We start from the raw sequence: 14,629 nt of genomic DNA on the forward strand, positions 1-14,629 counted from the left end.
TGAATATGGAGTCATGACATGGAAATGGATATTGAAAAGCGAACGTTACGTCGGATCACATGGAGAATCGTACCGTTTATTATGTTGTTATACCTTGTAGCCTATATCGACCGCGTCAATATTGGCTTTGCAGCACTCACCATGAAAGAAGATCTAGGCTTTACTGCCTCAGTTCTCGGGTTTGGTGCCGGAATTTTCTTTTTGGGCTATTTCTTATTTGAAGTCCCATCCAACATTATTTTGCATAAAGTCGGTGCCCGTATCTGGATTGCTCGAGTCATGGTGAGTTGGGGTCTGATTGCAGCAGGCATGGCATTTGTAGAAAGCTCAACCGGCTTTTACGTTATGCGATTTTTACTCGGTGTTGCCGAAGCAGGTTTCTTTCCCGGCATTATTTTGTACTTAACTTACTGGTTTCCTGCACGCCATCGCGCGGGTGTGATTGCTTTATTTATGGCAGCCGCCCCAATTGCCACAGCAGTTGGTTCACCAATCTCAGCCGCGTTACTTGAAATGCATGGAATTTGGGGACTCGCTGGCTGGCAATGGATGTTCATTATTGAAGCAATACCAGCACTCATCTTAGGCGTTGTGGTTTTTAAATATATGACTGACCGCCCTGAACAAGCTACTTGGTTAAAACAGGATGAACGCGAATGGCTTGTAAAAACCATGAAAGAAGAAGATGTCGGGAAAAATGCACCTCAGCATCACAGCATTCTTCGCGGTCTTGCTAACCCACGGGTACTTGCCCTTGCGTTGATTTATTTCGGAACATCGGCTGGGCTTTATACCCTCGGTATCTGGGCACCACAAATTATTAAACAGCTTGGCGTAACGTCTATGACTGTGGGGCTTTTAAATGCCATTCCACCAATCGTTTCTGTCATTGCCATGGTTTTATGGTCTCGACACTCTGACCGCACCAATGAACGTACATGGCATGTTGCTCTTGCGTGTTTAACCGCAGCGGTTGGTCTCGCAATTGCAGCAGGCACACACAACGTCATTGGATTAATTGCAGCACTTACCATTGTGAATGTCGGTATTAGCTGTGCCAAACCACCGCTATGGAGCATGCCAACCATGTTCTTGTCAGGATCAGCCGCAGCAGCAGGCATTGCCACGATTAACTCAATTGGAAATTTAGGTGGGTTTGCAGGCCCTGCCATGATCGGCTGGATTAAAGATCAAACTGGAGATTTCACAGGTGGACTCTATTTTGTTGCCGGACTACTCATTATCTCGACCTTACTGACACTAGTGCTGAGCTTCTCCCAAAAAGTGAAAGTAAACACTGCCAAAGCCACCCACTAACCCTATTTACATCAATTAGATCTGAACAAGTTTCTTCAAGGAGCACAACATGGACAAAGATATTGCAGTCCAGTCCCTTACGGACACCATGGCCAAATTTACGGCTTATATTGGAAAACGCCTACCTAAAGATGTGAAAAGCAAGTTAATTGAACTGCGTACTTTAGAAACTAATCCTTTGGCTAAATCAGTTTATGATTCGATGGAGGAAAATCAGCAAGCAGCAGATAAGCTCAACCGCCCAAGCTGTCAAGACACGGGTGTCATTCAATATTTCGTTGAAGCAGGTGCTAACTTCCCTTTGCTTGGTGAACTTCAAGATATTTTGAGCGAAGCAACTGCTGAAGCAACACGCATAGGTCCATTACGTCACAACGCTGTTGAAACCTTCGATGAAAAAAATACGGGCACCAATACAGGTACCCAAATTCCATGGTTAGACTGGCGTATTGTGCCTGAACTCGACACTTGTACCATTGATGTCTATATGGCTGGTGGTGGTTGTACCCTACCGGGTGCAGCAAAAGTTTTAATGCCAGGTCAAGGCTACGAAGGTGTTGCTGAATTTGTGATGGATGTTATTACCGAACGCGGTGTAAATGCTTGTCCACCGTTACTGGTTGGTGTTGGCGTATCAACTTCGGTTGAAACCGCAGCTCGTCTTTCTAAACTCGCGATTATGCGTCCGGTTGACTCAACAAGTGAGAACCCACGCGCTGCCTTAATGGAACAACTGTTAGAACAAGGTCTTAATGAAATTGGTATTGGCCCGCAAGGACTCACAGGTAATAACAGTGTGATGGGAGTCAATATTGAATCTTCAGCACGCCACCCATCAACCATTGGGGTTGCCGTAAATACAGGTTGCTGGGCACATCGTCGTGGCAAAATTAAGATTAACCCAGATATGTCTTATGAAATCTTATCTCATGAAGGAGTTGTACTATGAAAAAAATTCTGACAACTCCTATTAAAGATGAAGATCTTTTAGACCTTAAAGTCGGTGATGTCGTTTATTTGACTGGCCGTTTGGTAACTTGTCGTGACGTTGCCCATCGTAGACTGATCGAACAAGGTCGAGAACTACCAGTTAACCTTGAAGGCGGAGCGATTTTTCACGCTGGCCCTATTGTGCGTAAGAAAGGTGAAAACGACTTCGAAATGGTTTCGATTGGTCCAACAACCAGTATGCGGATGGAGAAATTCGAACGGGAATTTATCAAGCAAACTGGCGTAAAGCTTATTGTAGGTAAAGGTGGCATGGGACCAGAAACAGCTGCTGGATGTCAGGAAAATATTGCCGTTCATGCGATTTTCCCAGGTGGGTGCGCAGTACTCGCAGCAACCTTAGTTGAAGAGATTGAAGGCGCTGAATGGCAGGATTTAGGAATGCCAGAAACTCTTTGGATAAATCGTGTAAGAGAATTTGGTCCGCTCATTATTTCTATCGACACTAAAGGTAATAACCTGATTCAACAAAACAAAGTTGAATTTCAAGCCAAGAAAGCCCCGATTTTAGAAAAAATCAGCAAACAACTGAGCTTTATTAAATAAACCACTCTTTAGATGAAGGGAAGCAAAAGCACCCTTCATCTTTTTTATTTTTGTACTAAACGCATGGCATGAGGTGTTTTCCCATGCCATCTTTTATAGGCATGAATAAAACTGGCAGGTTCCGCATAGCCTAACCACTCGGCAATCTGCTCGATAGATACTTTAGGCAAAGCTAGATATTGCTCAGCTAAAACTTGCCTCACTTCTTCACGTATTTGAATAAAAGTCATTCCTTCAGATGCCAAGTGACGGCGTAAAGTACGGACATTTAAATGCAAACGTTCAGCCACGATTTCCATAGAAGGCATTTCACCTCGCACAGTCATCAATTGCTGTTGTACTAAATTAATAAATTTCTTTTGGGTTTGACGTTTATCTAAAATTTGTCGACATTGTTCTTCGGCTGTATGTAGCACCAGCTCATTTGCCATTTGCAGCTTTTGATTAATTTTCTGTGCATCAAGCAGAACAAAACTTTTGCTAGAACCAAATTTAGGCATCACCCCAAATAATTTTTCATAAGCTTCTAAATGATCTATAGGTTCAAAAGAAAAAGCCAAATATTGGCAAAAGTTATCTTTTACTAAGTCGCGTTGTACCGTAATAAGAGCCGCAGCATCGCGTTCAATAATAAATTGCCTAACCAAAGATGGAATTCCTTCATCTTCAATATCGACACGTGTTCCTGCATCAGTATCTGAAACTAAAAAACGGGTAAACGCAAAAGTAAGTGAAAAATAAGTGAGAGCTAAATCTAGTGCTTCACGAATGCTAGCACTACTCATCAGTGCCATACCTAATGGCCCAAATGTTGTGAAATGATAGCGTGTACCTACTTCTAAACCCAACACTGGTCGGTCTGGAAACTGTGCAACCAGATTATGAATGAGCTGTAATTCCTGTTGCCCTGACACCACCATATTCGGGTCAAGCAACTGCTGCTGACTCAATCCTGTTCCATCTAAAATGGTCTGATAAGAAGTACCTGCTTCTACTGCAAAATCAGCCATGAGTCGGACACTATGTATGCTGCGTTCAAATGCCCAAGCGTACGTCACTGTACTTTCCAAAATGTCCTCGAATCACAATATTTTGTCCTCATCCATCCTCTAAATCAAGTTAATAAACGTCTATTCTGCATACAGGAAATTGCGATTCTTTCGCCCACTGTTTTTAAGGATTTAGAGCAGCCTATGTTTAATTCGTCGACTAATTCAAATAAAAATGTACGCATCGCCATTATTGGCACTGGCTTTGGTGGTCTAGGACTTGCCATTCGTCTCAAACAAGCAGGTTTTGAACAATTTACCCTATTTGAAAAAGCTGCCGATGTTGGTGGTGTTTGGCGTGACAATACGTATCCGGGCGCTGCATGCGACGTGCCTTCTCATCTGTATTCTTTTTCTTTTGAACAAGAGCTAGGTTGGAAAAATCGCTACGGTACATCTCAAGAGATTTATCAATATTTACGTCACTGTGCCGATAAATATGACATTCGTCCACATGTTCAATTTAATACTGAAATAGCCAGTGCCGAATTTGACGCGCTGCAAGGTGTATGGCACATCCAAAGTACAACTGGTGAACAGTTTGAAGCTGAATTCTTAGTAGGCGCTGTAGGCCAACTCAACCGCCCTGCCTATCCAAAACTTAAAGGTATTGAAAACTTTAAAGGTAAGGCATTTCACTCAGCACGTTGGGATCATGACTATGACTTAACTGGCAAACGTGTTGCAGTGATCGGTACAGGTGCAAGCGCAATTCAATTTGTACCTGAAATTGCAAAACAAGTAGCACATCTAGACGTTTATCAACGTTCAGCACCTTACGTGATTCCAAAACCAGATCGGGTTTACCAACCTTTAGAGAAAAAGGCTTTCCGTAAATTACCTATTTTGCAAAGTCTAGATCGTGCTTTGCAATATGGTCATCATGAAATTCGCCTACTTGCTTTTACAACTTCTTTAAATGAAATGCCTTTGGTGGAATATTTATTCCAACGTCACATTCGTAAAGTCGTTAAAAATGGGAAATTACGCCACCGTTTAATGCCGGATTATCCAATTGGTTGTAAGCGTATTTTAATCTCTAACCAGTGGTATGAAACACTGACTCAACCTCATGTCGATGTGATTAATACGGGCATTCAAGAAATTACCGAAAACGGCATTTTAGATACGGAAGGAAAGCTGCGTGAAATCGATACCATTATTTATGGTACGGGCTTTGCCGCAACAGAGTTTATGGCGCCAATGCAGATTACAGGTCTTGATGGTCGCACCTTAAAAGACACATGGAAAGATGGTGCAGAAGCTTATCTCGGTTTAACTGTGAGCGGCTTTCCAAATTTCTTTATGCTCTATGGTCCAAATACCAATCTTGGGCACAACTCAATTGTGTATATGATTGAAAGCCAAGTGAATTATATTTTAGATGCCGTTCAAACAACCCTACAAAACAAACTTCTGTTCACCAATGTTCGTGCAGAAGTTCAACATGAGTTTAATCAAAGCATTCAAGAAAAAATGAAAAAAACTGTCTGGTCACAAGGTTGTACCAGTTGGTATCAAACTGCTGATGGCAAAAATACCAATAACTGGCCGGGTTTTACCCTTGAATATCGACAACGTACTCGTCGCTTCGATGTTGAAAACTACACTCAGGTTTCGGCTATTTCTTAAACAAGCTTCACCATAGGAAATGAGAAAAATAAACGGAGAATTTTATGAAGTCTTTTAAAAATAAAGTCGCAGCTGTGACAGGTGCTGGCTCTGGTATTGGACAAGCACTTGCTATAGCTCTCGCAAAACAAGGTTGCCATCTGGCACTTTCCGATATTAGTGAAGCTGGATTAGCTAAAACAGTCGAACTGTTAACGCCTTATTCAGTCAAAGTAACTACACAAAAAGTCGATGTGGCTAAGCGTGATGAAGTTGCAACTTGGGCAAAGGCCGTTGTCGATGAACATGGCCAAGTTAACCTGATTTTTAATAATGCTGGTGTCGCAATAGGTAGTACGGCTGAAGGTGTGAGCTATGAAGATCTTGAATGGCTCATTGGGATTAATTTTTGGGGCGTGGTTTATGGCACTAAAGAATTTTTGCCTTACTTAAAGCAAAGTGGTGACGGACATATTATTAATATTTCCAGTATGTTTGGCTTAACAGCTCAACCAACTCAAAGTGCTTATAACGCTAGTAAATTTGCCGTTCGTGGTTTTACTGAATCATTGCGCCAAGAACTCGATCTACAAAATGCTGGAGTGAGTGCGACCTGTGTCCATCCAGGTGGTATTCGTACCAATATTGCCAAAGCTGCCCGCATGAATAATAGCGTCCAGTCTTTAGGAATGGATCCTTTAAAAAGTCAGGATGCTTTCGATAAATTACTTCGTACCCCTGCGGATGATGCTGCTCAACAAATTTTAGAAGCTGTTCGTAAAGACCGTCGCCGCTTACTCATTGGAGCCGATGCGAAAGCCGTTGATGTGATTCAACGTATTCTTCCGCAGGGTTACCAAAAGATTTTTGCAACTGCGACTGCCTTGCAAACTCGTCTACTCAACAAATCAGCAAAATAAAAACACTGGTCAGCATACTCTTCATTTTAAGAGATGCTGACTGACATTAATTGCTCAGTATGAGTCCTTATTATGAAGCAGCTTCTTGCATGGACTATTCGTACCACGCTACGTCCAGCTTTATCCCCTAAAACACCACTTAAGCTACAACGTTTTTGTAGCGATGCAGCCAGTGCTATTGTGCTTGGGCCACGTGGCTATAAAACAAAAAAGCAAACAATTGCTCAAGTACCGACAGTTCACATTCAACCCAAAATGACTCAATCAGGCCTCGGCATCTTGTATTTACATGGCGGTGGCTATGTGGTGGGTAGCTCAAAAAGTCACACTAAGCTTGCTGCTCAAATTGGACATGCAGCTCAAGCACAAGTCTGGTTACCTGAATATCGCCTAGCCCCAGAGCATACCAACCCTGCTGCTATTGAAGATGTAGTTGCAGTCTACAAAGCTTTACTTGCCCAAGGGCAAGACCCGAAAAAACTCGTAATCGCTGGTGACTCAGCTGGTGGCGGACTGAGTTTAAGTACTGCAATTGCAATACGGAATGCAGGGTTACCGTTACCAGCGGCGTTAGTTTTACTTTCACCTTGGGTTGACTTAAGCCTTTCTGGAAGTAGCATCAAAACTCATGCTGCTCAAGATGCAATGCTGTCAGAAGACTGGTTAGTTTGGTGTGCAAAAAACTATTGCGGACAAAAATCGGCAAACGATCCAACCTGTTCCCCACTCTATGCCGACTTAACTGGATTACCACCTGTTTTAATTCATGTCGGTACCGAAGAAGTATTATTAGACGATGCAAAACGGCTTGCTAAACAAACCGAAAAGTATGGTATTCCGACGAATTTGAAGGTTTATGACCGAGTCGGACATGTTTTTCAGTTCCACGCGGGTATACTAAATGAATCTAATGACTCGATTGAGCGCATTGGGCAATTCATTGATAAACATACACAGTCAATATAAAAATATCGCCAGAGAGGAGTCCTCGGCATGACAACAAACAATTATGACTATGATTACCTCATTATTGGTTCAGGCTTTGGTGGTAGTGTTTCTGCTTGCCGTCTAACCGAAAAGGGCTACTCTGTTGCTGTAATGGAAATGGGGCGACGCTGGGAAGCTAAAGATTTTGCTAAAAATAACTGGAATACCCGTCGTTGGATTTGGCGCCCGGGCATGAAACTTTTCGGTTATTTCAACATGCGTTTTTTTCGCCATGTCACCATTATTTGCGGTAATGCTGTAGGTGGCGGCTCAATCACCTACGCCAATACCCTACTTGTTCCACCTGAACATATTTGGGATGAAGGCACGTGGGCAGATGCAGCAGACTGGAAAAATGAAATGCCACAGCACTATGCTGAAGCAGAACGTATGCTTGGGGTGACGGATAATAAAATTTTTGGCCCTGCCGACCACATGCTAAAAAAAATGGGCGATGCAGTTGGGGTGGGACATACGTTTAAACCGACTCGTGTTGCAACCTTTTTTCCACCCGAAGGTGAGCAAGGTGGAAAGACCTACCCTGATCCGTATTTTAATGGCGAAGGTCCAGACCGCGGAACCTGTACTGCATGTGGCGGCTGTATGACGGGCTGTAAACACAACGCAAAAAATACTTTAGATAAAAACTATTTGTACTTTGCCGAAAAAAATGGTGCCAAGGTTTACGAAGAAACCAAAGTCGTTGACGTTAAACCACTTAATGGTAAAGCCGATGGCAGCGATGGCTATGAAGTTACGACTGAATGTTCAAGCTCATGGTTTAACAAACAGCGTCGTACATGGGGTGTTCGAAATGTGATTTTCTCGGCATCGTCTTTAGGTACGCAAGAGATGTTATTCCGTTTAAAACAGTCTGGTTCACTGCCAAATATCTCTGATGATTTGGGCAATCGGGTTCGTACCAATGCCGAGTCGATTTTAGGCGTTCGCTTTTTTGGTAAAGATGTCGACATGAGTAAAGGGGTTGCGATTGGTTCAAGTATTTACCTTGACCATGACACTCACATTGAAGCGACTCGTTACCAAACTGGTTCAGATGCCATGGGCCTCATGTGTACTTACATGGCTAAAGGCAAACCGGGTTGGACGCGTATCTTCTTTTGGTTATGGGCTTTAATCTGCCATCCATTTATTTTTCTTCGCATGAGTAATCCTGTCAGTTTTGCGCGTCAGACTTTAATTTTCTTGGTGATGCAAACAGCTGATGCCTCAATTAACATGCGCTTGAAACGTAATTGGTTCTGGCCTTTTGGTAAGGTGTTATCGAGCGAAGGTAAAAAGCTACCTGTGTATATTCCGCAGGCCAATGCATTTACCGAAAAAGTTGCCAAAATGTTTAATGGTCACCCAATGACGACCATTACCGAAATTTTGTTTAACGTACCTTTTACAGCCCACTGTATGGGAGGTTGTGCAATTGCTTCAAGTCCAGAACGTGGCGTGGTAGATGGACAAAACCGTGTCTTTAACTATAAAAACTTATATGTTGTAGATGGCTCAATGTTAGGTGCAAATTTGGGGGTTAACCCAAGCCTTACCATTACAGCTCTTGCGGAACGTGCAATGTCTTATATTCCAGCTAAACATACTTTGGATGAGCAGCAAGATCATAGAGTAGATGCAGAAACCATAGAGATCACCAAAGCTTCTGCTTAAACCAGCAAGTTGTTTTATAAAAAAAAGCCTATTTAAAAATAGGCTTTTTTATTTCGCTTTTTAAATTACATCGCTACGGCTTTAGCGCGAGCTGCATGCAATTTTTTATAGCTCTCAATCAGACGTAAATGGCGATCAAGTCCTTCTAGTTTCATGCTTGTTGGTGTTAAGCCATAGAAACGAACGCTACCATCGACAGAACCTAATACTGCATCCATTCGTGTATCACCAAACATACGGCGGAAATTAGTCAGGTAGTCTTCAAGCTCTAGTTCTTCATCTAACATCACTTCAAGCACCACGTTCATGCACTGATAGAACAAGCCACGCTCAACGGTGTTGGTGTTATATTGCAAGTAAGTTTCGACAAGCTCTTTTGCTTCTTCAAACTGTTGTAAAGCAACATAAATCAGCAACTTTAACTCTAAGATTGTGAGCTGCCCCCAAACTGTATTGTCATCAAATTCGATGCCAATCAGCGTGGTGATTTCAGTGTAATCATCTAGCTCACATTCTTCTAAACGCTCAACCAATGCCTCAAGCTGTTCATCATCCAAACGATGCAGATTTAGAATATCTTCACGGAATGAAAGTGCTTTATTGGTATTGTCCCAAATCAAATCTTCAACCAGATAAATTTCTGAGTAATCCGGTACTAAAATACGGCAAGCAGTCGCACCTAAGTGCTCATAAACTGCCATATATACTTCTTTGCCCATCTCTTCGAGAATGCCGAACAATGTTGCAGCTTCTTCTGCATTCGACTCTTCGCCTTCGCCAGAAAAATCCCATTCAACAAAGTCATAGTCAGATTTAGAGCTAAAGAAGCGCCAAGATACCAAACCGCTTGAGTCAATAAAGTGCTCAACAAAGTTGTTCGGCTCAGTGACCGCATTACTTTGGAAAGTCGGTTGTGGTAAATCATTTAAGCCTTCAAAACTACGACCTTGAAGTAATTCGGTCAGACTACGTTCCAACGCAACTTCAAAACTTGGGTGTGCACCGAAAGATGCAAACACCCCACCTGTACGCGGGTTCATTAAAGTTACACACATTACAGGGAACTGACCGCCTAACGATGCATCTTTAACTAATACAGGGAAACCTTGCTCTTCTAGACCTTTAATACCAGCAACAATACTTGGGTATTTTGCTAATACGTCTTCAGGAACATCTGGAAGTGCAATTTCACCTTCTAAAATTTCACGTTTTACAGCACGTTCAAAAATTTCTGACAAGCATTGAACTTGGGCTTCTGCCAAAGTGTTGCCTGCACTCATACCATTACTTAAGTACAAGTTTTCAATTAAATTTGATGGGAAATAGACAACTTCATCGTCAGACTGGCGCACAAAAGGTAGCGAGCAAATGCCGCGCTCTACGTTGCCTGAGTTGGTGTCATATAAATGTGTGCCAAGTAACTCATCATCTGGGTTGTAAATCTCAAGACAGTATTCATCTAGGATTTCTTTAGGTAATTCACCATTTGGACCCGGTTTAAACCATTTTTCATCTGGATAATGTACAAATTCAGCATTGGCAATTTCTTCACCCCAGAACTGGTCGTTATAGAAGAAGTTACAGTTTAAACGCTCAATAAACTCGCCTAATGCAGATGCTAAAGCACTTTCTTTGGTGGCACCTTTACCATTGGTAAAACACATCGGAGACTGTGCATCACGAATGTGTAACGACCATACATTTGGAACAATATTACGCCAAGACGCGATTTCAATCTTCATGCCTAAATTTGCCAAAATGGCAGACATATTGGCAATGGTTTCTTCTAACGGCAGGTCTTTACCTTGAATAAAAGTATGGCTTTCTGAAGTTAGGCTTGGCAATAACAATGCTTGTGCATCTGCATCGATGCTTTCAACTTCTTCAATAATAAATTCAGGACCCGTTTGAATCACTTTTTTAACAGTACAACGGTCAATCGAACGTAAAATCCCTTGGCGATCTTTCTCTGAAATATCGGCTGGTAATTCAATTTGAATTTTAAAGGTTTGCTTATAGCGGTTTTCAGGATCAACAATATTATTTTGCGATAAACGAATATTATCGGTTGGAATATCTCGAGCGGCACAATACACTTTTACAAAGTACGCTGCACACAATGCTGACGATGCTAAAAAATAGTCAAATGGGCCCGGTGCCGAACCGTCACCCTTGTAGCGAATTGGTTGATCGGCAATTACCGTAAAGTCATCGAACTTAGCTTCCTGTCGAAGATTGTCGAGATAATTAACCTTGATTTCCATGCTGGCACCTAAATATTTTTATGTGTCAGCACAGACACATAAAATTCTAAATATTGAAAAATAAGCCGAATCACAGCGAAGAAATTGACTTAAAAAAATGAGAGATTAAAGCCATGTGTTTAATGAACGACTCAAGTGGCTTTAATAAGATTGGCGGTATTATAGAGGGATTTTGTGCAGTTGATAACTAAAGTTAAAACATTGCTGCTTACAATGTTTTAACTTGTCTTTAATTTAATAAATATTGAGTGTTAAAACTTAAAAGTGTAATCAATATTCAACCGCGTTTCATTGGTCGAATGAAAGGTCATATTGGTAGGCATATCGTTGCGATAGTGAGAAAAACGAGCTCGCACTCCCAAACCTTTTAACTTACCTTCAGGAATTTTATAGCCCAAATCAAATTCCATCGACTCTTCTTTAAAACGTTGGTCGCCATATTGCAATAAATCAATATCTTCACCTTTTGCGTAGCGAGACATAAAGCGTAGTCCATTTAATGAAATATCACCTATCCGCGCATTTTTAAAGTCATATTCATAACGAATCGAATAGACTTTTTCGTCTTTATTTGAATAGTCCGAACTCATAAAATCAAGCACGACTGGACTTTCAGTTCCCGACAAAAATGGCAGACCAGTTGAACCAAACGACTGCATGTAGCCCAAAGAAACTGTATGGTTTTGATAGTTCAAACCAAATAAGCCACTAATATGTCGGTTATCGACCTCTCCTATTTTTTTACTTCCAGTTTCTTCACTATTAAAAAAACGCACGTCGCTTAAAAAGTTAAGCTGGTCATTTAAAGGCTGTTTGCCGTTAAAACCTAAAAACTGTTGCTGATAAATATCTTTGAGTTCAGCATGATAAGCACGTAAACGGTAATCCTTTAACTGATAGCTTCCACCTAATGTATAAAAAGAATCGGTAGTTGCCGCTTTGTCAAAACGATGGTTGATATTGTCTGTTCCAACATCGGTATAACGAATTGAATCGCGCTGGCGCACTTCATCGACATAAAAGCCTTCGAGTTGAAGATTTGGAATTTCATTTAAAACAAAGCGGATACCACGGTAAGTCTGAGGGAACAAACGCGCTGGCGATGAAAATATGGTCGGTAATTGCGGAACTAAATCGCCCACAAAAAGCTCATTTTTTCTAAATTTAGCCTTCCCAGTAATGCCTATTTTTCCATAATAATCATCACGCGAGTTATCGGTATTCACTGGTAATAAGCCACTACGCGCATAGTCATCAGCACGGCTTCCCATCAGGTTAAAACCTGCCATTGCCAGTACATCAACACCAAACCCAACCGCACCTTCAGTATAGCCAGACTGTCCTTTAAAAATTAAACCCTGCGCCCAATCTCTACCTGCTGTATAGGGATATGGGTCCTTTTTATAGTCTCGGTCAAAGTAAAAATTACGTAGTGTTAGCTCAGCTTTACTGTCTGCAAGAAATTCGGCATGCACAACTTGACTAAATAATGGGCACAAGCATACCCCCACCCATACTGGTGTCTTTTTCATTTTTTATCTCAACTATTTAATTTTTAATGGATTAAGGTGCTGTTTTAAGCGAGTAGTTCTGCTCTTTTTGACTGCGGTAAAAAGCACTACCCAAACTTAAAATCAGGAAAATAGCCAAAATAAACACCACACCGTAATAGGCATAAAGCGTTGCGGGTGCTATACCTTTATCCAGAAAAATGCCTGCGACCGTTGGCGATAAAATTGCCCCAATTCGTCCAAAACCAATTGCATAGCCCACGCCACGACTACGAATTTCAGCATCATAAATTGTTGGAGAAATCGAATATAAACCTGCTACACAGCCATTGATGAGAGTGCCAAGTAATAACCCCACCATGAGTGCAATACTGACTTGAGATGAGACTGCGACAAATAGGAAAACACATGCCGAGGTTAGCCCTAAAAATAGACTTAAGGCATAGAAAATTTTCATGCGTGATGCCAATAAACCAATAATAGCTGCCCCGAAAATACCGCCAATACTAATTAAAATGCCTGTACTTACGCCCTGGTGTGGCGACATCCCCATTGAAATAAGAATTTTTGGTGTCCAGCTCATCACGAAATAAAAGCCAAACATCACTAAAAAGAATGCAAACCACAAACAAAGTGTTTGAAATCTAAGTTGTCCAGCAAATAATTTGCCCAGTTCACTGCCATTTTGCGTGCTGATCTTTTCATAACGCGGCATAACTGGTAATTCGTTAAGCCCCATACGATTTACAGCTGCATTAATACGTTCTAGTGCCTGTTTTGGTCGTTTCGCGAGTAAATAATCTAAAGATTCAGGTAATAACCATGCGCTGATCAGTAGCATTGCAATGGTAGTCACCCCACCTGCTAAAAAGATTGAACGCCAACCCAAATGCTCAATCAATGCTAGTGATAGTATTCCGCCCAGTGTCGCGCCAATTCCATAACCTGTAGACATTAAGCTCACTGCGAGACTGCGCCAGCGAGCATTGGCATATTCACTTGCCAGCACATTACTACTCGCAAGAATTCCGCCTACCCCAATTCCGGTAATAAACCGAAGTGCTGCCAACATGCCATGGCTTTGTACAAAAGCACAGCCCAACATGCTCAGACCTGCAATAACAAGACAAACTAAGATGAGTAAACGACGACCGATTTTATCGGCTAAAGGCGCGAGGAAAATGGAACCGGCAGCCATTCCAAAAAGGCCAGCACTTAACAACAAGCCAATTTGTGCGCCTGAAAGTGACCATTCTGCCGAAACAGATGGAGCGGTAAATGCCATTACCATCACGTCAAAGCCATCAATAATATTGAGACAAATACAGATCAAAATGACGAACCATTGGTAGCGGCTCATGTTGTTTTGATTAATCTCACTTAGAACGTCTCTTTCCATTTGTGTATCTCCCTTGGATAAGACATACACACGACATTGCTGATATGAGCGATTGGGTGGTTATGCACATCCGTATCCATAATGACCTAGAGGAATATTTGTTTTTTGAGCATCCTGCTCTTTTTCTATACTGAATATTTGGATCCAAAAAATCAACTAAAATTATAAACAGATTATTAAAAAGTATATAAATACATAAATTATATAAGTATAAAATTATTAAAAACATAAAATTAGAATGCTTGAATATTTTTATGGATCCATATTAAAAAATCCATTATGATCGATTACAGAGCATTTTTTAGCCAAAAAAAGCTCAGTTTATTTCCAGGAAATGCAA

At 41.5% G+C, this 14,629-nt stretch carries 11 protein-coding genes; 7 read left to right on the forward strand and 4 right to left on the reverse strand.

All coding sequences use genetic code 11. From position 1 onward, the window contains the following. Positions 1 to 18 precede the first annotated feature (18 nt). The 3 genes from MJX77_RS18760 to ttdB are packed head-to-tail and all read left to right on the forward strand — an operon-like array spanning position 19 to position 2,871. Complete coding sequence (locus MJX77_RS18760) at positions 19 to 1,317, forward strand: MFS transporter (protein WP_252060152.1); 1,299 nt, start codon at positions 19 to 21, stop codon at positions 1,315 to 1,317. 49 nt (positions 1,318 to 1,366) lie between these two features. Continuing rightward, on the forward strand, positions 1,367 to 2,266 hold the full coding sequence (gene ttdA, locus MJX77_RS18765; RefSeq protein ID WP_000356537.1) for a L(+)-tartrate dehydratase subunit alpha: 900 nt from the start codon (positions 1,367 to 1,369) through the stop codon (positions 2,264 to 2,266). Further along, the gene (gene ttdB, locus MJX77_RS18770) at positions 2,263 to 2,871 is read left to right on the forward strand and encodes a L(+)-tartrate dehydratase subunit beta (protein WP_000722967.1); all 609 of its coding nucleotides are present in this window, start codon (positions 2,263 to 2,265) and stop codon (positions 2,869 to 2,871) included. The genes ttdA and ttdB overlap by 4 nt, the downstream gene beginning before the upstream one ends. Before the next feature lie 44 nt (positions 2,872 to 2,915). Here ttdB and MJX77_RS18775 read toward each other — a convergent pair whose 3' ends face one another. Further along, positions 2,916 to 3,929: an AraC family transcriptional regulator gene (locus MJX77_RS18775; protein WP_252060153.1), complete on the reverse strand. Its 1,014-nt coding sequence runs from the start codon at positions 3,927 to 3,929 to the stop codon at positions 2,916 to 2,918. 135 nt (positions 3,930 to 4,064) lie between these two features. Here MJX77_RS18775 and MJX77_RS18780 point away from each other — a divergent pair, with 135 nt between their 5' ends. From MJX77_RS18780 to choxAB, 4 genes are all read left to right on the forward strand, one after another. After that, a complete protein-coding gene (locus MJX77_RS18780) occupies positions 4,065 to 5,552 on the forward strand; it encodes a flavin-containing monooxygenase (RefSeq protein ID WP_252060155.1) in 1,488 nt (495 codons plus the stop codon). Between the two features lie 44 nt (positions 5,553 to 5,596). Beyond that, on the forward strand, positions 5,597 to 6,451 hold the full coding sequence (locus tag MJX77_RS18785; protein ID WP_017386380.1) for an SDR family NAD(P)-dependent oxidoreductase: 855 nt from the start codon (positions 5,597 to 5,599) through the stop codon (positions 6,449 to 6,451). A 72-nt stretch (positions 6,452 to 6,523) separates the two neighbouring features. Further along, the gene (locus MJX77_RS18790) at positions 6,524 to 7,417 is read left to right on the forward strand and encodes an alpha/beta hydrolase (RefSeq protein ID WP_252060156.1); all 894 of its coding nucleotides are present in this window, start codon (positions 6,524 to 6,526) and stop codon (positions 7,415 to 7,417) included. 27 nt (positions 7,418 to 7,444) lie between these two features. Further along, the gene (choxAB, locus tag MJX77_RS18795) at positions 7,445 to 9,115 is read left to right on the forward strand and encodes a cholesterol oxidase (protein ID WP_252060157.1); all 1,671 of its coding nucleotides are present in this window, start codon (positions 7,445 to 7,447) and stop codon (positions 9,113 to 9,115) included. Positions 9,116 to 9,180: 65 nt separating this feature from the next. Here the strand turns inward: choxAB and MJX77_RS18800 are convergent, their stop codons facing one another. From MJX77_RS18800 to MJX77_RS18810, 3 genes are all read right to left on the reverse strand, one after another. Continuing rightward, positions 9,181 to 11,379, reverse strand: a complete 2,199-nt coding sequence (locus MJX77_RS18800) for an OsmC domain/YcaO domain-containing protein (protein WP_216985418.1) — start codon at positions 11,377 to 11,379, stop codon at positions 9,181 to 9,183. Positions 11,380 to 11,630: 251 nt separating this feature from the next. Beyond that, the gene (locus MJX77_RS18805) at positions 11,631 to 12,911 is read right to left on the reverse strand and encodes an OprD family outer membrane porin (protein ID WP_252060158.1); all 1,281 of its coding nucleotides are present in this window, start codon (positions 12,909 to 12,911) and stop codon (positions 11,631 to 11,633) included. Positions 12,912 to 12,942: 31 nt separating this feature from the next. Continuing rightward, complete coding sequence (locus MJX77_RS18810) at positions 12,943 to 14,289, reverse strand: MFS transporter (RefSeq protein ID WP_252060159.1); 1,347 nt, start codon at positions 14,287 to 14,289, stop codon at positions 12,943 to 12,945. Between the last annotated feature and the right edge of the window lie 340 nt (positions 14,290 to 14,629).

Source organism: Acinetobacter sp. AHP123, assembly GCF_023757925.1.
GTDB classification, from domain to species: Bacteria; Pseudomonadota; Gammaproteobacteria; order Pseudomonadales; family Moraxellaceae; genus Acinetobacter; species Acinetobacter oleivorans.